Origin of the sequence: Enterobacter sp. BNK-22 (assembly GCF_048684805.1) — a bacterium.
GTDB classification, from domain to species: domain Bacteria; phylum Pseudomonadota; class Gammaproteobacteria; order Enterobacterales; family Enterobacteriaceae; genus Enterobacter; species Enterobacter quasiroggenkampii.
The window spans coordinates 3001923-3025905 of record NZ_JBLQTT010000001.1 but is presented as its reverse complement, the minus strand read 5'-3'; the positions used below and the strand labels follow the sequence as shown (position 1 = coordinate 3025905).

Genomic DNA, 23983 nt, shown 5'->3' with positions numbered 1-23983 from the left:
TTGCAGGGGGGTATAATACCGCCCGAATCGTCACAAAGGGTACGCTTAAATCCTTATACTGCGCGGCGACACCCTACTTTTTACTTACCGGAGGCTTCATGGATCCCGATCCCACACCTCTCCTGAACGGGAGAATGCGTTCTTTCCGGTAAGCCAGCCTGTTGCTGACTCACCGGTGATGTGAGGCAGCAACGTCCCAAACGTTCCTGCTTGAAAAATTGAGTGCCTCTCAGGTACGGCTTTGCCACGCCTGAAGGAAAAGCTGCGTCCGCGTTTGCGGATGCGGAGGAATGACTATGTTTAAAAATATCACCCGGCAGCTGCAGGCCCTGCTGAGCCGCCACCTGCCACACCGTCTTGTTCAGCGCGACCCGCTGCCCAATGCCAAAAACATGGCGGGGGCGGCGATCCCCGCGTCCCTGACCGAACGCTGCCTGAACGTGGCGGCGATGGATGAAAATGAAGTCTGGCGCGCCTTTGGCGGACACCCGGAAGGGCTGAACGCGGCAGAAGTGGAAAAAATCCGCGCCGTGCATGGCGATAACCTCATTCCGGCGCAAAAGCCGTCTCCGTGGTGGGTGCATCTGTGGCTCTGCTACCGCAACCCGTTCAACCTGCTGCTGACCGTGCTTGGCCTCATCTCCTATGCGACGGAAGATCTGTTTGCCGCAGGGGTGATTGCCCTGATGGTGGGCATCTCCACGCTGCTGAACTTTATTCAGGAGGCCCGCTCCACCAAAGCGGCGGACGCCCTGAAGGCGATGGTCAGCAACACCGCGACCGTCTCGCGCGTGATCAACGATCTCGGCGAAAACGCCTGGGTGGAATTGCCTATCGACCAGCTGGTGCCGGGGGATCTGGTGAAGCTGGCCGCGGGGGACATGATCCCGGCGGATTTACGCATCATCCAGGCACGCGATCTGTTTGTGGCGCAGGCCTCCCTGACCGGGGAATCCCTGCCCGTTGAAAAGGTGGCGCGCAGCCGCGACCCGCAGCAGATGAACCCGCTCGAGTGCGACACCCTGTGCTTTATGGGCACCACGGTCGTCAGCGGCACCGCGCAGGCGATTGTCACCGCTACCGGGGGCAACACCTGGTTTGGTCAGCTTGCCGGGCGCGTCAGCGAGCAGGAGAGCGAGCCGAATGCCTTCCAGAAGGGGATTGGCCGCGTCAGCATGCTGCTGATCCGCTTCATGATGGTGATGACGCCGATCGTGCTGCTGATCAACGGCTACACCAAAGGCGACTGGTGGGAAGCGGCGCTGTTTGCGCTCTCCGTGGCCGTCGGCTTAACGCCGGAAATGCTGCCGATGATTGTCACCTCTACGCTGGCGCGCGGGGCGGTGAAGCTCTCTAAACAGAAGGTGATCGTCAAACACCTCGACGCCATTCAAAACTTTGGCGCGATGGACATTCTCTGCACCGATAAAACCGGCACCCTGACGCAGGACAAAATCGTGCTGGAGAACCACACTGATATCTCCGGCAAAACCAGCGAGCGCGTGCTGCACAGCGCGTGGCTGAACAGCCATTATCAGACCGGGCTGAAAAACCTGCTCGACGTCGCGGTGCTGGAAGGGGTGGATGAAGAGTCCGCACGCACGCTCTCCGGCCGCTGGCAGAAGGTGGATGAGATCCCGTTCGACTTCGAGCGCCGCCGCATGTCGGTGGTGGTGAGCGAGCAGACGGATGTGCATCAGCTGATCTGCAAAGGCGCGCTGCAGGAGATCCTCAACGTGTCCACACAGGTGCGCTATAACGGCGACATCGTGCCGCTGGACGACACCATGCTGCGCCGCATCAAGCGCGTCACCGACAACCTGAACCGTCAGGGGCTGCGCGTGGTGGCGGTGGCGAGCAAGTTCCTGCCGGCGCGCGAGGGGGACTATCAGCGTATCGACGAATCCGATCTGATCCTCGAGGGTTACATCGCCTTCCTCGATCCGCCGAAAGAGACCACCGCACCGGCGCTCAAAGCGCTGAAGGCGAGCGGTATTACCGTAAAAATCCTCACCGGCGACAGCGAACTGGTGGCGGCGAAAGTGTGCCACGAGGTGGGTCTGGACGCGGGTGATGTGGTGGTGGGGAGCGATATTGAACATCTCTCCGATGACGAGCTGGCGAAGCTTGCCCAGCGCACCACGCTGTTTGCCCGCCTGACGCCGATGCACAAAGAGCGCATCGTCACCCTGCTTAAGCGCGAAGGGCACGTGGTGGGCTTCATGGGCGACGGCATCAACGATGCGCCCGCTCTGCGTGCGGCGGATATCGGTATCTCCGTAGACGGAGCGGTCGATATTGCCCGTGAAGCGGCGGATATCATTCTGCTGGAAAAAAGCCTGATGGTGCTGGAGGAGGGCGTCATCGAAGGGCGCCGTACCTTTGCCAATATGCTCAAGTACATCAAGATGACCGCCAGCTCCAACTTCGGTAACGTCTTCAGCGTGCTGGTGGCGAGCGCGTTTCTGCCGTTCCTGCCGATGCTGCCGCTGCACCTGCTGATCCAGAACCTGATGTACGACGTGTCTCAGGTGGCTATCCCGTTTGATAACGTGGATGACGAGCAGATCCAGAAGCCGCAGCACTGGAACCCGGCAGATCTCGGGCGCTTTATGCTGTTCTTTGGCCCGATCAGCTCCATCTTCGACATTCTGACCTTCTGCCTGATGTGGTTTGTGTTCCACGCCAACACCCCGGAACACCAGACGCTGTTCCAGTCCGGCTGGTTCGTGGTCGGTCTGCTGTCGCAGACGCTGATTGTGCACATGATCCGCACGCGCCGCATTCCGTTCATCCAGAGCCGTGCCGCATGGCCGCTGATTGTGATGACGGGGATTGTGATGGCGCTCGGCATCGCGCTGCCGTTCTCACCGCTGGCGAGCTACCTGCAGCTGCAGGCGCTGCCGCTGAGCTACTTCCCGTGGCTGGTGGCGATCCTCGCGGGTTACATGGTGCTGACGCAGATGGTGAAAGGGTTCTATGCGCGTCGGTATGGGTGGCAGTAAGTTATGTTTGCCGGGTGGCGGCTTCGCCTTACCCGGCCTACTCCCGAAACGTAGGCCCGGTAAGCGCAGCGCCACCGGGCAATAGCTTTCCTCCCAAATTCAACAACCTGTGATCTCCGTCGGCGCATTCGCTTGACGACAAATTGAGCGCATGTTAACAGAATGTTTTGCCTTTATTTGGCCCGTCAGATAAGGAACATTCATGTTACGGTACAGTCTCTTAACCGCCGGGCTTATGCTCGGCGCCTCTGCCTTTGCCGCCCCGGCAGGGGATCTCCCTTTGATGCCCTGGCCTGCAAAGGTCGAACGCCCGACGACCCAGGGCGCGCTGGTGCTCAGCAACAACGTATCCATTAGCGTCAGCGGGGACGATCTCGGTGACGCCGTCAACCGCCTGCGCCAGCGCATCGCCCTGCAAACCGGCTGGACGCTGCAGCCTCAGGCTGAAAAGCCAGACAAACCGACCATCCGCATCGCGATTGCCAAAAAGGTAAAGCCGCAGCCGCTGCCGGACAGCGACGAAAGCTATAAGCTCACGGTGGATGCCAACGGCGTGACTATCTCCGCCAACACCCGTTTCGGTGCCTTGCGCGCCATGGAAACCCTGCTCCAGCTGATGCAGAACGGGGCGGAAAACACCTCTCTGCCGTGGGTGACCATTGAAGATTCGCCGCGCTTCCCGTGGCGCGGGCTGCTGCTCGATTCGGCACGTCACTTTATCCCGCTGCCGGATATCAAACGCCAGATCGACGGCATGGCTGCGGCGAAGCTCAACGTGCTGCACTGGCATTTGACCGACGACCAGGGCTGGCGCTTCAGCTCGAAGCGCTACCCTAAGCTGACGCAGCTTGCCAGCGACGGGCTGTTCTACACGCCTGAACAGATGCGTGAGGTGGTGCGTTACGCCGCCGAGCGCGGCATTCGCGTGGTGCCGGAGATCGACATGCCGGGCCACGCCTCGGCGATTGCCGTGGCCTACCCGGAGCTGATGAGCGCCCCGGGGCCGTACGCCATGGAACGCCACTGGGGCGTGCTGAAGCCGGTTCTCGATCCCACCAAAGAGGCGACTTACGCCTTTGCTGACGCGATGGTCAGCGAACTGGCGGCGATCTTCCCCGATCCGTATCTGCACATCGGCGGCGACGAAGTGGACGACAGCCAGTGGAAAGCGAACCCGGCCATCCAGCAGTTTATGCGCGACAACAGGCTGGCGGACAGCCACGCGCTGCAGGCGTACTTCAACCGCAAGCTGGAAACGATCCTTGAGAAGCATCACCGCCAGATGGTCGGCTGGGACGAGATCTACCATCCTGACTTACCGAAAAGCATTCTGATCCAGTCCTGGCAGGGGCAGGACGCGCTGGGGCAGGTGGCGCAGAACGGCTACAAGGGCATTCTGTCGACCGGCTTTTATCTCGACCAGCCCCAGTCCACCGCCTATCACTACCGCAACGAGATCGTCCCGCAGGGGTTAAACGGCGTAGACGTGATAGCCGACACCGACAGCGCCCAGAGCTGGGCCTTCTCCATGCCGCGCCTGAAGGGCAAGCCGGTGGAGGGGAGCTTCACCCTGGTGAAAGGGGATGCCGGCTGGCGCGGGTTTATTGATTTTGCCGGGAAATCCCGCCGCGCGGTGCAGAACATCGAGTGGCGCGATGACAGCCAGGTCACGTTTACCGTCGATACGTGGATGGGTGAAACGCGCCCGGTCGTCACCGTCGATAACGACAAACTCTCCGGCTATTTCCTTGTCGGGAATACGCGCTACCCGATTAGCGGCACGCGTCTGGACGACGTGCCGAAAGGCGTTCCGCCCGTCGTGCCGGACGTGGCGAACCAGGCCAACCTGCTCGGCGGCGAAGCGGCGCTGTGGGCGGAAAACGTGGTGGCGCCGGTGCTGGATATCCGCCTGTGGCCGCGTACGTTTGCGGTGGCAGAGCGGCTGTGGTCCGCGCAGGACGTCAACGATGTCGACAACATGTACACCCGCCTGCAGGCGATGGACAGCTGGTCGACGGTGTCGGTCGGGCTGCAGCAGCATACCCAGCAGCAGGTGCAGTTCACGCGCCTCGCCGGTAATGCCGACACCCTGCCGCTGCAGATCCTCGCTCAGGCCATTGAACCGGCGCAGTATTACACCCGTCAGCACCTGAAGTTCCAGGCCGGAAACTATCATCAGTTCGAGCCGCTCAACCGCTTTGCGGATGCGCTGAACGCCGAAAGCGCCACCGTGCGCCAGATGCACAAATGGGCGGACCGTCTGGTGAGCGATGCGGAAGACACGGAAAGCGCCGACGCCCTGCGCCACGTCTTTAACCGCTGGCAGAGCAACACCAGCGACGCGCTGGCCTTAAGCGAAAACAGCTATCAGCTGAAGGCAATGAAGCCGGTGATCCAGGAGGTGGATAAGCTCGCCTCCATTGGCCTGCGGCTGACGGATCTGGTGGCGCGTCAGGGCACGCTGGATGACAAAGAGATCGCCTCGATTCAGAGCGAGCTGGATAACGCGGCGAAGGTGCAGGACGAAGTGGTGATTGCGGCGGTTTATCCGCTGGAGACGCTACTGAGAGCAACGCGGAATCAGTAGCAAGCAACAAAAAAGGCAGCCTGGGCTGCCTTTTTTATCGACAAAGCGAATTAACGACGAACGGCAATCGCTTCGATTTCAATTTTCACGTCTTTTGGCAGACGCGCCACTTCCACGCAGGAGCGCGCCGGGAAGGTGGCGTTATGCTCGGTGAAGAACGCTTCGTAGGTGGCATTAACGGTCGCGAAATCGTTCAGATCCTTCACGAACACGGTGGTTTTCACGATATCACCCACTTTCAGGCCGGCAGATTCAACGATAGCCTGCACGTTTTCCAGCGACTGACGCGCCTGCGCCGCGACATCTTCCGGCACCGCGCCGGTTTTTGGGTTTACGGGGATCTGACCTGAAGTGATGATCATGCTGCCCAGATCAACGCCCTGAACGTAAGGGCCGATAGCGGCTGGTGCATTTTCCGTCGCGAGTACTTTGCTCATGTTTTCTCCAGAATTACAGCGTTAAGAATGTTCCCGGCCATTATAACAGCCGGGATTTCATTACCAACCTCAATTAGTTGGCCAGCACCACATAATGAGAAAACTCTTTTTCGCAGTATTTGCATTTGAGCGCGATGTCATCGGCGCGTTTTTTCACTGCAAAGCTGGAGGAAACCGGCTCAGCATGACTGATGCAGTTGCTGTTCGGGCAAACCAGCACGTTTTCGATGCGATCCGGCAGGCTCGGGCGGGATTTGCCGACCACTTCATACTCGTCGATGCGGTTGACGGTAGCGTCCGGCGCGTACAGCGACAGCTGGTTAACCTGCTCGTCGGTCAGGAAGGTGTTCTCGATTTTAATCAGGTCCTTGCGGCCCATCTCGCCCGACGGCAGGTTCAGGCCGATGGTGATGCGCTGGTCGGTTTCGGTCAGTTTGAACAGCGTCAGCAGCTTAAAGCCCACCTGCGCAGGGATGTGGTCAATCACGGTGCCACGCTTGATGGCTTCAACCTGGAGTTTGTTATCGTGTGTCATGGTCGTCTCCCCTTACAGAGCTAATTCGCGATTCAGAACCAGTGCCAGTAACGCCTGGCGGGCGAAAATGCCGTTTCCGGCCTGCTGGAAGTACCAGGCGTGCGGCGTTTTATCGACGTCTGTGGTGATCTCATCGATGCGCGGCAGCGGATGCAGGACCTTCATGTTGTCGCGTGCGCCTTCCAGGTCGCTGGCGCGCAGCACGAACTGCGCCTTCACGTTGGCGTATTCGGACGGATCCAGACGTTCTTTCTGCACGCGGGTCATGTACAGAATATCCACGTGGCTCATCACCTCTTCGATGCTGGCATGCAGGCTCCACGCAATGCCTTTCTCATCCAGCATGTCGAGGATGTACTGCGGCATTGCCAGCGCGTCCGGGGCGATGAAGTAGAAGCGGTTGCCGTTAAATTTCGCCAGCGCCTGGGTCAGGGAGTGAACGGTGCGGCCGTATTTCAGGTCGCCAACCATGGCGATGTTCAGGTTCTCAAGCGTGCCCTGGGTCTCCTGAATGGTGAACAGGTCCAGCAGCGTCTGCGTTGGGTGCTGGTTGGCACCGTCACCGGCGTTCAGCACCGGAATGCCGCCGGAAAACTCGGTCGCCAGACGCGCCGCGCCCTCCTGTGGATGACGCATCACAATCGCGTCGACGTAGGTGCCGATCACTGAAATGGTATCCGCCAGGGTCTCGCCTTTTTTACCCAGCGACGTGTTGCTGCTGTCCGAGAAACCCACCACGCTCGCGCCCAGGCGGTGCATGGAGGTCTCAAAGGAGAGGCGGGTGCGGGTCGAGGCTTCAAAGAAGCAGCTCGCAATCACCTTGTGCTTCAGCAGCTCCGGTTGCGGATTGGCCTTCAGTTTTGCCGCGGTTTCCAGAACCAGTTCCAGCTCTTCGCGGCTGAGGTCGTTTATGGAAATGATATGTTTTTGATAAAGCGGATTCATGTTTATCTCCTGACGCCGGGCAAAAAAAAGCCCCTCAAATGAGGGGCTCTGGGAATAGGTTTAGCAACGGGAAGAAAAACGGCAGGCCAGCGTCTGATTTCAGACGCGGTAAGACGTTATGTCGTACACGCTTGACCATGCTTCCTCCCGGCAAATTGTCGGGCATTATACGCAGCTCGCTTTTCGGATCAAGCGATTTAATGCACGCTTTACTCAATGCAAACGGTTCTTTATGAATATTAATTCGTTCTGAGTAAATAATTAATTTGCTTATGCACCAGCGCGGTGCGCTTCACCACCCGGGGGGCGACCCAGACAATACTGCTGCCGGCCACCACGCCTAATATTTCCGGAAGCTGGTGATAATCCAGAATACGCGCCACCGCGCGGCCATATCCGGCGACGGTATGGACAAGGATAAACTCGCTATTATGCTCGACGCTCACCACCATTTCCGAAACGGTACGTGCGGCGTCAGGGGCAGGGCGCAGTTGAGGATTCAACGAATAAATCTTTAGCCCTTTGGCATTTCGAATTTTTATGACTCCGAGCAACTTCAGCAATCGCGAAACGGTCGACTGGCTGATGCTGTCAAACCCTCTCTCCTGCAGGTCGCGGCGAATCTCTTCCTGCGAAAGATAACTCTTTTCGGCGATCAAACGCTGGCACACCGTGAGCTGCAGTTGTTCTTTGGGAGAGTACTCTTCGTAATCCATCATGTTTCCCATATCAGTTCCCGAAATAACCGGTGACACCGCACCGATCCGTAGGCCGGATAAGCGCAGCGCCATCCGGCAAATTACAACAACGCCCCCAGACTTAACGCCACCATAATCACCACCGTCAGGATCGCCAGCAGCGGCGCCACCCATTTCAGATAGCGCACGTAGGGCACCCGGGCGATAGCCAGCCCGCCCATGACCACCGCTGAGGTTGGCGTGACGAGGTTTACGATGCCGGAGGCCGACTGGTAAGCCGTGACCACCAGGTCGCGGTTGACGTTAGCGAAATCGGCAAGCGGTGCCATGATCGGCATCGTCAGAACGGCCAGGCCGGATGAAGAAGGCACAAGAAACGACAGCACGACCTCCAGCCAGTACATCACGTTGATGAACGCCACCGTGGACAACCCGCTGACCAGCCCTTCCGCGCTGTGCAAAATGGTGTGGGTAATCATGCCCTTATCCATGATGACTACGATACCGCGCGCGATGCCGATAATCAGCGCGACGCCCAGCAAATCTCGCGCGCCGTTAATAAACGTCGACGTCAGCTCCTCTTCGCTCATGCGGGCGATCAGGCCGACAAGAATCGCGCTGGCGAGAAATACTGCGGAGATCTCCGCCATCCACCAGCCCAGCACCGCAACGCCGTAAATCATCACCGCGAAGGCGAGGGCAAAAATCACCAGGATGATTTTGCGCACCGGGGTGAATTCCAGCGACTGTTCGCCCTTGTTGCCGAGGAAATGGGCGAGGTTCTCTTCCTGCTTGTCTGCAACAATCGACTGCGAGGGATCCTTGCGCACCTTGCGGGCGTAGCGCATCACCCACGCCACGCAGATGATCCAGCCGATGACCAGCAGCGCCACGCGCAGGGCGATGCCGTTGGTAAAGGGGATCCCGGCGGCGTTGGCGGCGATGACCGTGGCAAACGGGTTAATGGTGGAACCCAGCGTGCCTATCCCCGCGCCGAGCAGCACGGTGGAGGCGGCGACAACCGGATCGAACCGGGCAGCCAGCATCACCGGCACCAGCAGGGTGTAGAACGGCAGCGACTCTTCGGCCATGCCGTAAATGGTGCCGCCTGCGGCAAACAGCGCCATCAGGATCGGGATCATCCACTCCTCGCGTCCGCGCAGCCGGGTGGTAACACGCTCGATCCCGGCGTCAATCGCCCCGGTTTTGGTGACGATCCCGAGAAATCCCCCGATGATCAGGATAAACAGCGCTACGTCGATCGCCCCGGCCTGGCCGGAAACCGGATCGTACAGCCCGGCGATGGGTGCCATCAGGACGGAAACCAGCCCCTGCGGATGTGCCGCCACGTGCGCATACGTTCCGGCAATCGGGACTTCTTTACCGAGGGTGTCGTTCATCGCCATCTGGTACTGACCGGCGGGAACGACCCAGCTCAGCGCCGCCACAACGGCAATCAGAAAAAAGAGAATGGTGTAAGCGGAGGGAAACTTAAACTTGCCCATGATGTTCTCCTTAAACCCGGCGCACCCGCGGCGCGCCGGGCGGTGATTAGTCGCCGAGTGTCGCCACCATGACCGCTTTAATGGTGTGCATGCGGTTCTCTGCCTCGTCGAAGACGATGGAGTTTGGTGATTCGAAGACCTCTTCCGTTACCTCCAGTCCCTTCAGCCCGTACGCCATCTCGATCTCGCGGCCCACTTTGGTGTGCTCGTTGTGGAACGCCGGCAGGCAGTGCATGAACTTGACGTTCGGGTTGCCGGTGGCCTTCATCACCTGGGCGTTAATCTGATACGGCTTCATCAGGCTGACGCGCTCGGCCCAGGCTTCCTTCGGCTCGCCCATGGAGACCCACACGTCGGTGTAGAGGAAATCGGTCCCCTGCACGCCTTCTTCCACGTCGTCGGTGAGGGTGATGCGCGCGCCCGTCTCTTTCGCAATGGCGCGGCACTGCTCAACCAGCCCCGCTTCCGGCCAGAAGGATTTCGGCGCGACGAGGCGGATATCCATCCCCATCTTGGCCGCGCCGACCATCAGGGAGTTGCCCATGTTGTTGCGCGCGTCGCCGAGATAGGCAAAGCTCAGCTCCGGCAGGGTTTTGCCCGGCGAGTGCTCCAGCATGGTCATCAGGTCGGCGAGGATTTGCGTTGGGTGGAACTCGTCGGTCAGGCCGTTCCACACCGGCACGCCTGCGTACTCGCCTAGCTCTTCGACGATGGCCTGACCATAGCCGCGGTATTCGATGCCGTCGTACATGCGGCCCAGCACGCGGGCGGTGTCTTTCATCGACTCTTTATGGCCAATCTGCGATCCGCTTGGGCCGAGGTAGGTCACTTGCGCGCCCTGGTCGAACGCGCCCACTTCGAAGGCGCAGCGGGTGCGGGTGGAGGTTTTTTCAAAGATCAGGGCGATATTTTTCCCGACCAGGGTTTGCTTCTCGCGCCCGGCTTTTTTGGCGGCCTTGAGCTCAATGGCGAGGTCAATCAGGTACTGGATCTCCGCCGGGGTGTAGTCCAGCAGTTTCAGGAAGTTGCGGTTTTTCAGGTTGATGGTCATGGCTAAATCCTTTTTAAAATGAGTGTTCAGTTACGAATCAACGTGCCTTTCTCGCCCGCGAGGATCTCCGCGCCGTCGGCCAGCGCGCCGATCCCGGCAATGCCGTTGCAGGCTTCAACGAACTCGCGGCAGGCGGCCACTTTCGGCCCCATCGATCCGGCGTCGAACTGCATGCCCCTGAGCAGTTCCGGCGTCACCTGCGCCAGCGGACGCTGGGTCGGTTTGCCCCAGTCGAGGTACACCGCGTCGGCATCGGTGAGGATCAGCAGGGCATCGGCTTCGATCTGGCGCGCCAGCAGGGCGGCGGAGAGGTCTTTGTCGATTACCGCCTCAATGCCGCGATAGCCGTTAGCGTGTTCCACCACCGGTACGCCGCCGCCGCCGTTGCAGATCACCAGATGGTCGCGCTGGATCAGCGCCGTGATGGCGTCGCTCTCGACGATGCGCTTCGGCTGCGGTGACGGCACCACGCGGCGGACGTAGCTGCCGTCGGCCTTAAACACCCAGCCTTTCTCCGCCGCCAGCGTTTTTGCCTGGGCTTCGCTGTAGACCGGGCCGATGTACTTGGTCGGGTTGCTGAAGGCCGGGTCGGCGGCGTCCACTTCCACCTGGGTGAGCAGAACGCTCACCTCCCGCTGCGGCAGGCTGTTTTTCAGCGCCTGCTGGAGCATGTAGCCGATCATTCCCTGGCTTTCGGCGCCGAGAACGTCCAGCGGGTAGGGCGTGACTTTGTCGTAGGCGCTGTTCTGCAGCGCCAGCAGCCCGACCTGCGGCCCGTTGCCGTGTACCAGCACCACGCGCCACTGCGCCGTCAGCCCGGCGATGGTGCGGGCGGCCTGCTCGATGTTCTGGCGCTGGATCTCCGCTTCCAGCGGCTCGCCGCGCTTGAGCAGCGCGTTGCCGCCCAGAGCCACAACCAGAGTGGGTTTTCGTTCCATGATGGCTCCTTTAAATTCCGTCGCGTTCCAGTGGGCAACTCATGCAGCGCGCGCCGCCGCGGCCGCGTCCGAGTTCGTCGCCAGGGATGGGCAGCACGGTGATACCCGCTTTGTCGTACTTCTCGTTGGTCCAGACGTTGCGCTCGTAGCCGATCACCACGCCGGGGCGGATGGTCAGCACGTTATTGGCGTCGTTCCACTGCTCGCGTTCAGCTTCAAAGGCGTCGCCGCCGGTGGTGATCAGGCGTACCTGATTAATGCCGAGCGCTTTCTCGATGGCGTGCAGCAGGTCGGTTTCCTGCGTGCGCAGCAGGCCGCCGCGTCCGTCCGGGGTGAGCGTCCAGCACTGGGCGTCTTTACGCACCACTTCCGGGTAGACGGAGAAGGTATCCACGTCGATGTGGGTCATGACGGTGTCGAGGTGCATGCAGGAGCGGTGTTTTGGCAGCTCAACGGCGATCACGCGCTCAGCCTGACGGTGTTTGAACAGGCTGTTGGCGAGAAACTCCACGCCCTGTGGCGTCGTGCGTTCGGACATGCCGATCAATACCGCGCCGCGGCCAATCACTAATACGTCACCGCCTTCTAAGGTGGCGTGGTCGTAATTAATATTCTCGTCGCCGAAATACTTAATAAAATCGCCGTCGGCGAACGCCGGGTGCCAGCGATATATTGCCCGCAGGTTATTGGTTTCACGCTGACGCGCCGGTTTGGCCATCGGGTTAATAGAGACGCCGTTATAGATCCAGCAGGAGGTATCGCGGGTAAATAAATGGTTTGGCAGCGGCTTCATAATAAAATCATTCGCCGTGTGGGTATCCACTACCATATTTTTAATGGCCGCCGGAATTTCACCGTAGGTTAATCCGCCGCTCAGCCTGCGCGCCAGTTCGCGGTGCGGCATATCCGCCAGCCAGCCGCGGACGTCGCCAGCAAAGGTAGGGCCGAGGCGATAGTCGGAGATTTGCGTCTCCAGCAGCCAGGCTTTCGCCTCTGCAATATCAAGGGTTTGTGTCAGAAGGTCGGTCAACAGCAGGACTTCCACACCCTGCTCGCGCAGCGTGTTTGCGAAGATGTCATGCTCCTCACCCGCCCGCTCAACCGAGAGCACGTCATCGAAAAGTAGCTCCTGGCAATTCGATGGCGTTAAGCGTTTCAGACTTAAATTTGGGCGGTGCAGCATAACGCTACGCAATTGACCAATTTCAGAACCGACGTAATGCTTTTCCATAATTATTCCTTTAACTGTTTTTCAGAATAAAAAGGGCATGCGCCATGTGATGCATTTAATTTCATGGCGGCTAAGCTCAATTGATTTCGTGATTCATACTAGGCAGTTAAATAATCCGTATTGTGATGTTGCTCACGCGAAAATGGATATTAAGCGGTTTGTTTTCATTTGCATGATTCGCATCAGATAATGATTAATTGGTTATTCTGGCGAGGTGAATAGCTAAGCATTATCCGTTGTCATTATTTGCAGTTGTTAGTGTTTTGTAGAATTTCATGCTTTGAAATATTTTTTTAAACCATTGATTTTAATTGTTTTTAAAGGTGGCTGGGAATGGCTATGCAATATTGCTAATTAACTATTTTTGGCTTAAGGAAAATCAATAAATATTTATTGAATTTAATAGCAAATTATCAAAGTGATAAAATGTGAAGCTGTAGCGAGTTTTGTTGTTAAGGCATGACGATCAGTAAGTTAGCGCAAGGCCGTGATAACGAAGAACTGAAGATATGCATAATGACTGCATAAATGCCTGCGAGGGCTTAACAGCAAATTAACACCATTCCCGATAAACATGCGCTGGCGCAAAACCCCTCGAGAAAGCGGTGGTATGGCAGTGAGAATTCTCGTATAAAAGATGAAAATGAAACGTTGTTTTATATCGAGGGTTTTCTGATGATTATCGGCAACATCCACCATCTGCACTCCTGGCTGCCTGACGAACTGCGACAGGCCATCGAGCATGTTAAAGCCCACGTCACCGACGCGACGCCGCTCGGCAAGCAAGACATCAACGGCAACAGCCTGTTTTATCTGGTCTCTGAAGATACAACCCAGCCGTTCGCCGAGCGTCGCGCCGAGTACCACGCGCGCTATCTGGATATTCAGATCGTGATGAAGGGACAGGAAGGGATGACATTCAGCACCCTGCCGCCCGGCACGCCGGACACCGACTGGCTGGCGGACAAAGACATCGCCTTCCTGCCGGAAGGCGGGCAGGAGAAAACCGTGGTGCTGAGCGAAGGGGATTTTGTGGTGTTCTGGCCGGGTGAGGTGCACAAGCCGCTGTGCGCGGTGGGGGCACCTGCTAAGGTCAGGAAAGTGGTGGTGAAGATGCTTGTAGAGTAACCCTTACCCCTCACCCTAACCCTCTCCCCACAGGGGAGAGGGCCGGGGTGAGGGGGGACAATATGTGATCCAGCTTAAATTTCCCGCACTCCCTCTGCATCTCTCATTTACCTGCGCTTTTCCTGCGTCATAGTATGATCGTTAATTTAATGAACGCTGTTCTATAATGTAGAACATCATGATTCAGCAAGGAGATCTCATGCCGCAGTCCGCGTTGTTTACGGGAATCATTCCCCCTGTCTCCACTATTTTTACCGCCGATGGCCAGCTCGATAAGCAGGGCACCGCCGCGCTGATCGACGATCTGATCGCGGCAGGCGTTGACGGCCTGTTCTTCCTGGGCAGCGGCGGCGAGTTTTCCCAGCTCAGCGCCGAAGAGCGTAAGACCATTGCCCAATTTGCTATCGATCATGTCGATCGTCGCGTACCGGTCCTGATCGGCACCGGCGGCACCAACGCCCGGGAAACCATTGAACTGAGCCAGCACGCCCAGCAGGCGGGGGCGGACGGCATCGTGGTGATCAACCCTTACTACTGGAAGGTGTCGGAAGCGAACCTGATCCGCTATTTCGAGCAGGTGGCGGACAGCGTCACGCTGCCGGTGATGCTCTATAACTTCCCGGCGCTGACCGGGCAGGATCTGACCCCGGCGCTGGTGAAAACCCTGGCCGATTCGCGCAGTAACATCGTCGGCATCAAAGACACCATCGACTCCGTTGCCCACCTGCGCAGCATGATCCATACCGTCAAAGCCGCTCACCCGCACTTCACCGTGCTCTGCGGCTACGACGATCATCTGTTCAATACCCTGCTGCTCGGCGGCGACGGGGCGATTTCGGCGAGCGTCAACTTTGCTCCGCAGGTGTCGGTGAATCTTCTGAAAGCCTGGCGAGATAAAGACGTGGCGAAAGCGGCTGAGTATCATCAGACCCTGCTGCAAATACCGCAGATGTATCAGCTGGATACGCCGTTTGTGAACGTGATTAAAGAGGCGATTGTGCTCTGCGGCCGCCCGATCTCCACGCACGTGCTGCCGCCCGCGTCACCCCTGGACGCGCCGCGCAAGGCGCAGCTGAAAACCCTGCTGCAACAGCTCAAGCTCTGCTGAGCCGGACGATAACCATGACCATCGAGAAGATTTTCACCCCACAGGACGATGCGTTTTATGCGGTGATCACCCACGCGGCGGGGCCGCAGGGCGCACTGCCGCTGACCCCGCAGATGCTGATGGAATCCCCTAGCGGCAACCTGTTCGGCATGACGCAGAACGCCGGGATGGGCTGGGACGCCAACAAGCTGACCGGCAAAGAGGTGCTGATTATCGGCACCCAGGGCGGCATCCGCGCCGGGGACGGACGCCCGGTCGCGCTGGGCTACCACACCGGGCACTGGGAGATCGGCATGCAGATGCAGGCGGCGGCGAAGGAGATCACCCGCAACGGCGGGATCCCGTTTGCGGCCTTCGTCAGCGATCCCTGCGACGGCCGTTCTCAGGGCACGCACGGCATGTTCGACTCCCTGCCGTACCGTAACGACGCGGCGATCGTATTTCGCCGCCTGATCCGTTCCCTTCCGACACGCCGGGCGGTGATTGGCGTCGCCACCTGTGATAAAGGGCTGCCCGCCACCATGATTGCGCTGGCCTCGATGCACGACCTGCCGACCATTCTGGTGCCGGGCGGGGCGACGCTGCCGCCAACCGTGGGGGAAGACGCGGGTAAGGTGCAGACTATCGGCGCGCGCTTTGCCAACCACGAACTCTCCCTGCAGGAGGCCGCCGAGCTGGGCTGCCGCGCCTGCGCCTCGCCGGGCGGCGGATGTCAGTTCCTCGGCACGGCGGGCACCTCGCAGGTGGTCGCGGAAGCGCTGGGGCTGGCGCTGCCGCACTCCGCGCTGGCCCCGTCCGGGCAGGCGGTGTGGCTGGAGATCGCCCGCCAGTCGGCGCGCGCGGTCAGCGAGCTGGATAACCACGGCATCACCACGCGCGATATCCTCACCGATAAAGCCATCGAAAACGCCATGGTGATCCACGCGGCGTTCGGCGGCTCCACCAATTTACTGCTGCACATTCCGGCCATCGCCCACGCAGCGGGCTGTACTATTCCGGACGTAGAGCACTGGACGCGCGTCAACCGTAAGGTGCCGCGCCTGGTCAGCGTGCTGCCCAACGGCCCGGACTATCACCCGACCGTGCGCGCCTTCCTCGCGGGCGGCGTTCCGGAGGTGATGCTTCACCTGCGCGATCTTGGCCTGCTGCATCTGGACGCCATGACCGTGACCGGCCAGACGGTCGGCGAAAACCTCGACTGGTGGCAGGCGTCCGAACGCCGGGCGCGCTTCCGCCAGTGCCTGCGCGAGCAGGATGGCGTGGATCCGGATGACGTGATCCTGCCGCCGGAGAAAGCAAAAGCGAAAGGGTTGACCTCAACGGTTTGCTTCCCGACGGGCAACATTGCGCCGGAAGGATCGGTGATCAAGGCCACGGCGATCGACCCGTCGGTCGTCGGTGAAGATGGCGTATACCGCCACACCGGTCGGGCGCGGGTGTTTGTCTCGGAAGCGCAGGCGATCAAGGCCATCAAGCGGGAAGAAATTGCGCAGGGCGATATCATGGTGGTGATCGGCGGCGGGCCGTCCGGCACCGGCATGGAAGAGACCTATCAGCTCACCTCCGCGCTGAAGCATATCTCGTGGGGCAAGACGGTGTCGTTAATCACCGATGCGCGCTTCTCCGGCGTGTCGACAGGCGCCTGCTTCGGCCACGTGTCGCCGGAGGCGCTGGCGGGCGGGCCGATTGGCAAGCTGCGCGATAACGACATCATCGAGATAGCCGTCGACCGGCTGACATTAACAGGCAGCGTGAACTTTATCGGCACGGCGGATAACCCGCTGACGCCGGAGGAGGGCGCGCGCGAGCTGGCAATGCGGCAGACGCACCCGGACCTGCACGCCCACGACTTTTTGCCGGACGACACCCGCCTGTGGGCGGCACTGCAGTCGGTCAGCGGCGGCACCTGGAAAGGCTGTATTTATGACACCGATAAAATTATCGAGGTAATTAACGCCGGTAAAAAAGCACTCGGACTTTAATTATTTTTCACGCGATTGTCGTCTACGGAATATATTCTGTGGACGGCTTTTGCCTGTCTTTATTTTATCAATTTAATCAATAAGTTGTGATATATCGTTGGCGTCACAAAAGCAAAATAACGTAATTCAGAAATAAGATATGACCATTGCTGGTTAATTGAACAGCTCATTACACTCCATTAACACGATGTTGTAATTCAGCACACTACATAAGGGTGTAATTCTGATGACGCAATTAACCATGAAAGACAAAATTGGCTACGGGCTGGGTGACACCGCCTGCGGCTTCGTCTGGCAGGCTACCATGTTCCTGCTGGCCTACTTCTACACCGACGTCTTTGGCCTGTCGGCGGGCATTATGGGGACGCTGTTTTTAATCTCCCGCGTGCTCGACGCCGTGACCGACCCGCTGATGGGGCTGCTGGTCGACCGCACCCGCACGCGGCACGGCCAGTTCCGCCCGTTCCTGCTGTGGGGCGCCATCCCGTTTGGCATCGTCTGCGTGCTGACCTTCTACACGCCGGACTTCTCCGCGCAGGGCAAAATTATCTACGCCTGCGTGACCTACATTCTTCTGACCCTGGTCTACACCTTCGTTAACGTGCCGTACTGCGCCATGCCCGGCGTCATCACCGCCGACCCGAAAGAGCGTCATGCCCTGCAGTCCTGGCGCTTCTTCCTGGCGGCGGCGGGATCGCTCGCCATCAGCGGCATTGCCCTGCCGCTGGTGAGCATCATCGGCAAAGGGGACGAGCAGGTGGGCTATTTCGGCGCCATGTGCGTGCTGGGCCTGACCGGCGTGGTGCTGCTCTACGTCTGCTTCTTCACCACCAAAGAGCGCTACACCTTTGAGGTGCAGCCGGGCTCGTCGGTGGCGAAAGATCTCAAGCTGCTGCTCGGCAACGGCCAGTGGCGGATCATGTGCGCGTTCAAGATGATGGCGACCTGTTCCAACGTGGTGCGCGGCGGGGCGACGCTCTACTTCGTCAAATACGTGATGGATCACCCGGAGATGGCGACCCAGTTTTTACTCTACGGCAGCCTCGCCACCATGTTTGGCTCACTCTGCTCCTCCCGCCTGCTGGGGCGCTTCGACCGCGTCACCGCCTTCAAGTGGATCATCGTCGGCTATTCGCTTATCAGCCTGCTGATTTTCGTCACCCCGGCGGAACATATCGCGCTGATCTTCGCCCTCAACATCCTGTTCCTGTTCGTCTTTAACACCACCACGCCGCTGCAGTGGCTGATGGCCTCTGACGTGGTGGATTACGAGGAGAGTCGCAGCGGGCGCCGCCTCGACGGCCTGGTGTTCTCCACCTACCTGTTCAGCCTGAAGATTGGCCTGGCGATTGGCGGGGCTGTGGTGGGCTGGATCCTGGCGTACGTTAACTACTCCGCCAGCAGCAGCGTGCAGCCGGTGGAAGTGCTGACCACCATCAAAATCCTGTTCTGCGTGGTGCCGGTGGTGCTCTACGCGGGCATGTTCATCATGCTGTCGTTCTACAAGCTTACCGACGCCCGCGTGGAGGCCATCAGCCAGCAGCTGATCAAGCACCGCGCGGCGCAGGGCGAGGCCGTTCCCGACGCCGCGACAGCCGCATCCCATTAACCGGAGGCACTATGCAAATCACTAACCCTATTCTGACCGGTTTCAACCCGGACCCGTCCCTGTGCCGCCAGGGTGAGGACTACTACATCGCCACTTCGACCTTCGAGTGGTTCCCGGGCGTGCGCATCTACCACTCCCGCGACCTGAAAAACTGGTCGCTGGTCAGCACCCCGCTGAACCGCGTGTCGATGCTGGACATGAAGGGCAACCCGGACTCCGGCGGCATTTGGGCGCCGTGCCTGAGCTACGCCGACGGTAAATTCTGGCTGCTCTACACCGACGTGAAGATTGTCGACTCGCCGTGGAAAAATGGCCGCAACTTCCTCGTCACCGCGCCGTCCATTGAGGGGCCGTGGAGCGAGCCGATCCCGATGGGCAACGGCGGGTTTGACCCGTCCCTGTTCCACGACGACGATGGCCGCAAATATTACCTCTACCGCCCGTGGGGGCCGCGCCACCACAGCAACCCGCACAACACCATCGTGATGCAGGCGTTTGACCCGCAGACCGACACCCTCTCGCCCGAGCGCAAAACCCTGTTTACCGGCACGCCGCTCTGCTACACCGAGGGGGCGCACCTGTATCGCCACGCGGGATGGTACTACCTGATGGTCGCCGAAGGCGGCACCAGCTACGAGCACGCCGTCGTGGTGCTGCGTTCCAAAAACATCGACGGGCCGTACGAGTTGCACCCGGACGTGACGATGATGACCAGCTGGCACCTGCCGGAGAACCCGCTGCAGAAGAGCGGCCACGGCTCGCTGCTGCAGACCCACACGGGGGAGTGGTTCATGGCCTACCTCACCAGCCGCCCGCTGCGCCTGCCCGGCGTGCCGCTGCTGGCCTCCGGCGGGCGTGGCTACTGCCCGCTGGGGCGCGAGACCGGTATCGCCCGCATTGAATGGCGCGACGGCTGGCCGTACGTGGAAGGCGGCAAGCACGCGCAGCTGACCGTGAAAGGCCCGCAGGTGGCGGAGCAGCCTGCAGCCGTTCAGGGCAGCTGGCGGGAGGATTTCGACGCCAGTTCGCTTGACCCGGAGTTGCAGACCCTGCGCATTCCGTTCGACGACACCCTCGGCTCGCTCACCGCGCGCCCGGGCTACTTACGGCTCTACGGCAACGACTCGCTCAACTCGACCTTCACCCAGTCGACCGTGGCGCGCCGCTGGCAGCACTTCACCTTCCGGGCCGAGACGCGGATGCAGTTCTCGCCGGTCCACTTCCAGCAGAGCGCGGGGCTGACCTGCTACTACAACAGCAAAAACTGGAGCTACTGCTTTGTGGACTACGAGGAGGGGCAGGGGAGAACGATTAAGGTGATCCAGCTCGACCACAACGTGCCGTCGTGGCCGCTGCACGAGCAGCCGATTTCGGTGCCGGAGTGTGCGGAGAGCATCTGGCTGCGGGTGGACGTGGATACGCTGGTCTACCGCTACAGCTACTCGTTCGACGGCGAGACGTGGCACACCGTGCCGGTGACGTATGAGGCGTGGAAGCTGTCGGACGACTACATCGGCGGGCGCGGCTTCTTTACCGGCGCGTTTGTGGGGCTGCACTGCGAGGACATCAGCGGCGACGGCTGCCACGCAGACTTTGACTACTTCACCTACGAGCCGGTTTAACGGCTCAGGCCGGGTAGCCTAGTGCGCGTGAGAGCTGGAGCCCGGCCTGCTGAAGCTGCTCGCGGAAATTAGCCAGCTCTGCGTCGTCCACGCGGGAGGTCAGCGTCGACAGGCTCAGGGCTGCAATCACGCGGGACTCGTGGTTCCACACCGGCACCGCCACGCAGCGCACGCCCTGCTCGTTCTCTTCACTATCCAGGGCGTAACCCTGCTCGCGGGTCTGCGCCAGAGCGGCCATTAATGCTTCGCGAGAGGCGAGGGTGGAAGGGGTATAGGTGGTGTACTGATAACCCTCCAGCAGGGCGTTCAGCTCGGCCTCGCCCAGCCAGGCAATCAACACCTTGCCGATGGCGGTGGCGTGAACCGGCAGGCGGCGGCCAATGCGCGAATAGGCGATGGCGGCCAGCTTGCCTTCAATCTTCTCGATATAGACCCCTTCACGCCCGTCCAGAATCCCCAGATGGGTGGTCTGCCCGGTCCGCTGGGACAGCTCCGTCAGCCAGCCTTTCGCCTTCTGACGAATATCGATGGAGCCCACGACAAAATGGCCGCGCTCGACCAGCTTCATGCCGAGGCGATATTTGCCGTTCTCCGGGTTCTGATCGATATAGCCGTGAAGCTGCAGGGTTTTCAGCAGCGAGTGGAGGGTACTCTTGCTCAGCCCCATCAGTTTGCTGATGTCGGTGATCTTAAGCTCGGTGGCCTGCTCGTTGAACAGGTCGAGGATCTGCAACGCACGTTCAACAGACTGAATAATCGGCATAATGCTGGTATGTCCACGCTGGAATTAAGGCGAAAACGTACCTTTTTCGGGGTGAAAAATCAATTAAGTAGAGCGGGTTGTGGGAGAAAGGACATCAGGCCGCATCGTCGCCTGATTCGCCCGGCGGCGCTTCGCTTGCACGGGCCTACGGGCTGGGTGTTCTCCCTCACCCTGTGGGAGAGGGCATCAGGCCGCATCGTCGCCTGATTCGCCCGGCGGCGCTTCGCTTGCACGGGCCTACGGGCTGGGTGTTCTCTCTCCCCGTGGGAGAAGGCCGGGGTGAGGGCACCAGGCCGCATCACCGCCTGATTCGCCCGGCGGCGCTTCGCTTGCACGGGCCTACGGGCTGGGTTTTCTCCCTCTCCCCGTGGGAGAGGGCCGGGGTGAGGGCACCAGACCGCAGAGGAGTCAATCACTCCCCAAGCGTCGCCACCATCACCGCCTTAATCGTATGCATCCGGTTTTCTGCCTGGTCGAACACGATGCTCGCCGCCGACTCAAACACCTCGTCCGTCACTTCCATCCCGCCGTGCAGATCGAACTCCTTCGCCATCTGCTTGCCGAGCGTGGTCTGGTCGTCATGGAACGCTGGCAGACAGTGCAGGAACTTCACGTCCGGGTTGCCGGTCAGCGCCATCATCTTCGCATTCACCTGATACCCGCGCAGCAGCGCGATACGCTCCGCCCACTTCTCTTTGGCTTCACCCATCGACACCCACACGTCGGTATAGATAAAGTCCGCGCCCTTCACGCCCGCCGCCACGTCTTCCGTCAGCGTGATTTTCCCGCCGTGCTTCTCCGCCAGCGCGCTGCACTCCGCTACCAGGCTCTCTTCCGGCCAGCAGGCTTTCGGGGCCACCAGGCGCAGATCCAGCCCGGTCAGCGCCGCCGCTTCCAGCATCGAGTTGCCCATGTTGTTGCGCGCGTCGCCCGCGTAGACCAGCGTCATCTCGTTAAACGCCTTGCCCGGCAGGTGCTCCTGCATGGTCAGCAGGTCCGCCAGCAGTTGGGTTGGATGGAACTCGTTGGTCAGCCCGTTCCACACCGGCACGCCCGCATACTGCGCCAGAGTCTCGACGACTTCCTGGCCGTGGCCGCGATACTGAATGCCGTCGTACATCCGCCCGAGCACGCGCGCGGTGTCCTTAATTGACTCTTTATGCCCAATCTGGCTGCCGCTCGGCCCTAAATAGGTAACGCGCGCGCCCTGGTCAAATGCGGCAACTTCGAAAGAGCAACGGGTACGGGTCGAGTCTTTTTCGAAGATGAGCGCGATGTTTTTACCGGTAAGTTTTTGTACTTCCTTGCCCTTTTTCTTATCGGCTTTGAGCTGTGCGGCAAGGGTCAGCAGAGAAGTGAACTGTGCAGGGGTAAAGTCGAGCAATTTCAGAAAGTGTTTCTTGTACAGATCAGACATTTTATCCTCACATGGCGAACGCCACTTATTGAATTAAAATTCACTTTATATGTGTAATTATTCATTTGCAACCCCGTTTCACAAATCTTTCCAACAAAGGTGGAGGCAAACCCGTCCGTGTGTGAAAATAGAAGTATCTGCCGCACTTTAAAGAGGATTGAGCCATGGCAAACCCGGAATTACTGGAAGAGCAACGCGAAGAGACGCGTCTGATTATTGAAGAGCTGCTGGAAGACGGTAGCGATCCGGACGCGCTGTACACCATCGAGCACCATTTCTCTGCGGATGATTTCGACGCGCTGGAAAAAATGGCCGTGGAAGCCTTCAAGCTGGGCTACGAAGTGACCGAGCCGGAAGAGCTGGAAGTGGAAGAGGGCGACACCGTCATCTGCTGCGACATCCTGAGCGAAGGCGCGCTGAAGGCGGAGCTGATCGACGCGCAGGTCGAACAGCTGATGAACCTGGCCGAGAAGTTTGACGTGGAATACGACGGCTGGGGAACCTACTTCGAAGATCCGAACGGTGAAGACGGCGAAGAAGGCGACGACGAAGATTACATCGACGAAGACGACGACGGTGTGCGTCACTAAGTGATTCAGGCGGTGGCCCGCGCCACCGCTTTTTCAAGGCAGAACCATGGATTACCCGCAGATACTCGCCCCCGTACTCAACTTCCTCCAGTGCCCGACCCCGCAAGCATGGATTGATAAAGCCCGCGACCCGGCAAACCTGCCGCTGCTGCTCACAGACCACATGGTGTGCGAGCTCAAGGCCGCCCAGACCGCGCTGCTGCTGGTGCGTAAATACGTCGCCGACGAAAGCGGTGCCGACGCGCTGCTCGACTGGCTCAAACCCTACGAACAGTTCACCTTCCGCGACGGCCCGGAGCCGAACTTCATTGCCCTGCACAGGCAGATTGGCAAAAGCGTGATGCCCAAAACCGACGACCCGTGGGGCCAGGCGCTCATCGACAGCATGGTGCTGTTGATTAAAGAGGAGCTGCACCACTTCTGGCAGGTGCGCGAGGCGATGCTGGCGCGCGACATTCCGTACGTCAAAATCACCGCCAGCCGCTACGCCAAAGGGATGCTGAAGGAAGTGCGTACCCACGAACCGCTGACGCTGATCGACAAGCTCATCTGCGGCGCCTACATCGAAGCCCGCTCCTGCGAACGCTTCGCCGCGCTGGCCCCGTTCCTCGACGACGAGCTGCAGAAGTTCTATCTCTCGCTGCTGCGCTCGGAAGCGCGCCACTATCAGGACTACCTGACGCTGGCGCAGCAGGTGAGCGACGACGATATCTCACCGCGTATAAAGCTTTTTGGCGAAATTGAAGCCACACTTATCTCGACACCGGACACCGAGTTTCGCTTCCACAGCGGCGTGCCGGTGTAAACCGGCATAGCGAAAGGATAAGGATGC

At 59.7% G+C, this 23983-nt stretch carries 21 protein-coding genes and 1 pseudogene; 10 read left to right on the top strand and 12 right to left on the bottom strand.

Annotated elements, in window-relative coordinates; all coding sequences use genetic code 11:
- The first annotated feature begins 296 nt into the window (after window positions 1-296).
- Window positions 297-3005 (top strand): magnesium-translocating P-type ATPase, encoded by a 2709-nt coding sequence (mgtA, locus tag ACMGGE_RS14305; protein WP_045335516.1) that lies wholly within the window; start codon window positions 297-299, stop codon window positions 3003-3005.
- A gap of 202 nt (window positions 3006-3207) precedes the next feature.
- Window positions 3208-5592 carry a beta-N-acetylhexosaminidase gene (locus ACMGGE_RS14300; RefSeq protein ID WP_262779858.1) on the top strand — a complete coding sequence of 795 codons (2385 nt, stop codon included), beginning with the start codon at window positions 3208-3210 and terminating at the stop codon, window positions 5590-5592.
- A gap of 50 nt (window positions 5593-5642) precedes the next feature.
- Here the strand turns inward: ACMGGE_RS14300 and ridA are convergent, their stop codons facing one another.
- The 4 genes from ridA to ACMGGE_RS14280 all read right to left on the bottom strand — a co-directional run bounded on the left by ridA (window position 5643) and on the right by ACMGGE_RS14280 (window position 7648).
- Window positions 5643-6029, bottom strand: a complete 387-nt coding sequence (ridA, locus tag ACMGGE_RS14295) for a 2-iminobutanoate/2-iminopropanoate deaminase (protein ID WP_008501391.1) — start codon at window positions 6027-6029, stop codon at window positions 5643-5645.
- Between the two features lie 73 nt (window positions 6030-6102).
- On the bottom strand, window positions 6103-6564 hold the full coding sequence (gene pyrI / locus ACMGGE_RS14290) for an aspartate carbamoyltransferase regulatory subunit (protein ID WP_045908062.1): 462 nt from the start codon (window positions 6562-6564) through the stop codon (window positions 6103-6105).
- Window positions 6565-6576: 12 nt separating this feature from the next.
- The gene (gene pyrB / locus ACMGGE_RS14285) at window positions 6577-7509 is read right to left on the bottom strand and encodes an aspartate carbamoyltransferase (protein ID WP_167214216.1); all 933 of its coding nucleotides are present in this window, start codon (window positions 7507-7509) and stop codon (window positions 6577-6579) included.
- 34 nt (window positions 7510-7543) lie between these two features.
- A complete protein-coding gene (locus ACMGGE_RS14280) occupies window positions 7544-7648 on the bottom strand; it encodes a pyrBI operon leader peptide (RefSeq protein WP_022646880.1) in 105 nt (34 codons plus the stop codon).
- On the opposite strand from ACMGGE_RS14280, the pseudogene ACMGGE_RS14275 reads away from it, so the two are divergent.
- Window positions 7628-7745, top strand: a pseudogene (locus ACMGGE_RS14275) (hypothetical protein). The gene ACMGGE_RS14280 and the pseudogene ACMGGE_RS14275 overlap by 21 nt on opposite strands.
- 3 nt (window positions 7746-7748) lie before the next feature.
- Here ACMGGE_RS14275 and ACMGGE_RS14270 read toward each other — a convergent pair.
- From ACMGGE_RS14270 to arcA, 5 genes are all read right to left on the bottom strand, one after another.
- On the bottom strand, window positions 7749-8228 hold the full coding sequence (locus ACMGGE_RS14270) for an arginine repressor (RefSeq protein ID WP_039024059.1): 480 nt from the start codon (window positions 8226-8228) through the stop codon (window positions 7749-7751).
- 80 nt (window positions 8229-8308) lie between these two features.
- A complete protein-coding gene (locus tag ACMGGE_RS14265; RefSeq protein ID WP_045908063.1) occupies window positions 8309-9712 on the bottom strand; it encodes a YfcC family protein in 1404 nt (467 codons plus the stop codon).
- A gap of 46 nt (window positions 9713-9758) precedes the next feature.
- On the bottom strand, window positions 9759-10763 hold the full coding sequence (gene argF / locus ACMGGE_RS14260; protein WP_008501386.1) for an ornithine carbamoyltransferase: 1005 nt from the start codon (window positions 10761-10763) through the stop codon (window positions 9759-9761).
- Window positions 10764-10789: 26 nt separating this feature from the next.
- Window positions 10790-11701, bottom strand: coding sequence for a carbamate kinase (arcC, locus tag ACMGGE_RS14255; RefSeq protein WP_032661347.1), 912 nt, complete (start codon window positions 11699-11701; stop codon window positions 10790-10792).
- A 10-nt stretch (window positions 11702-11711) separates the two neighbouring features.
- Window positions 11712-12932 carry an arginine deiminase gene (arcA, locus tag ACMGGE_RS14250; protein ID WP_008501384.1) on the bottom strand — a complete coding sequence of 407 codons (1221 nt, stop codon included), beginning with the start codon at window positions 12930-12932 and terminating at the stop codon, window positions 11712-11714.
- A 675-nt stretch (window positions 12933-13607) separates the two neighbouring features.
- Between arcA and ACMGGE_RS14245 the strand changes: the two genes are divergently transcribed.
- The 5 genes from ACMGGE_RS14245 to ACMGGE_RS14225 all read left to right on the top strand — a co-directional run bounded on the left by ACMGGE_RS14245 (window position 13608) and on the right by ACMGGE_RS14225 (window position 20381).
- On the top strand, window positions 13608-14060 hold the full coding sequence (locus tag ACMGGE_RS14245) for a YhcH/YjgK/YiaL family protein (protein WP_420293899.1): 453 nt from the start codon (window positions 13608-13610) through the stop codon (window positions 14058-14060).
- A gap of 199 nt (window positions 14061-14259) precedes the next feature.
- The gene (yagE, locus tag ACMGGE_RS14240) at window positions 14260-15168 is read left to right on the top strand and encodes a 2-keto-3-deoxygluconate aldolase (RefSeq protein ID WP_420293898.1); all 909 of its coding nucleotides are present in this window, start codon (window positions 14260-14262) and stop codon (window positions 15166-15168) included.
- 14 nt (window positions 15169-15182) lie between these two features.
- On the top strand, window positions 15183-17150 hold the full coding sequence (gene yagF / locus ACMGGE_RS14235) for a xylonate dehydratase YagF (protein WP_420293897.1): 1968 nt from the start codon (window positions 15183-15185) through the stop codon (window positions 17148-17150).
- 226 nt (window positions 17151-17376) lie between these two features.
- Window positions 17377-18759: an MFS transporter gene (locus tag ACMGGE_RS14230; protein ID WP_420293896.1), complete on the top strand. Its 1383-nt coding sequence runs from the start codon at window positions 17377-17379 to the stop codon at window positions 18757-18759.
- 11 nt (window positions 18760-18770) lie between these two features.
- Window positions 18771-20381, top strand: coding sequence for a glycoside hydrolase family 43 protein (locus tag ACMGGE_RS14225; protein WP_420293895.1), 1611 nt, complete (start codon window positions 18771-18773; stop codon window positions 20379-20381).
- 4 nt (window positions 20382-20385) lie between these two features.
- Here the strand turns inward: ACMGGE_RS14225 and xynR are convergent, their stop codons facing one another.
- The 3 genes from xynR to argL all read right to left on the bottom strand — a co-directional run bounded on the left by xynR (window position 20386) and on the right by argL (window position 22626).
- Entirely contained in the window at window positions 20386-21144 is a 759-nt protein-coding gene (gene xynR / locus ACMGGE_RS14220) for a DNA-binding transcriptional repressor XynR (RefSeq protein ID WP_046092338.1), read from the bottom strand.
- Window positions 21145-21556: 412 nt separating this feature from the next.
- Complete coding sequence (gene argF, locus ACMGGE_RS14215; protein ID WP_420293894.1) at window positions 21557-22561, bottom strand: ornithine carbamoyltransferase; 1005 nt, start codon at window positions 22559-22561, stop codon at window positions 21557-21559.
- The gene (gene argL / locus ACMGGE_RS14210) at window positions 22531-22626 is read right to left on the bottom strand and encodes a putative translational regulatory protein ArgL (protein WP_213014347.1); all 96 of its coding nucleotides are present in this window, start codon (window positions 22624-22626) and stop codon (window positions 22531-22533) included. The genes argF (ACMGGE_RS14215) and argL overlap by 31 nt, the downstream gene beginning before the upstream one ends.
- Window positions 22627-22725: 99 nt before the next feature.
- Here argL and rraB point away from each other — a divergent pair, with 99 nt between their 5' ends.
- Together rraB and miaE are read left to right on the top strand one after the other, a co-directional pair.
- Window positions 22726-23151, top strand: a complete 426-nt coding sequence (rraB, locus tag ACMGGE_RS14205; protein WP_023324077.1) for a ribonuclease E inhibitor RraB — start codon at window positions 22726-22728, stop codon at window positions 23149-23151.
- Between the two features lie 46 nt (window positions 23152-23197).
- Window positions 23198-23956: a tRNA isopentenyl-2-thiomethyl-A-37 hydroxylase MiaE gene (gene miaE, locus ACMGGE_RS14200; RefSeq protein WP_420293893.1), complete on the top strand. Its 759-nt coding sequence runs from the start codon at window positions 23198-23200 to the stop codon at window positions 23954-23956.
- Window positions 23957-23983 lie beyond the last annotated feature (27 nt).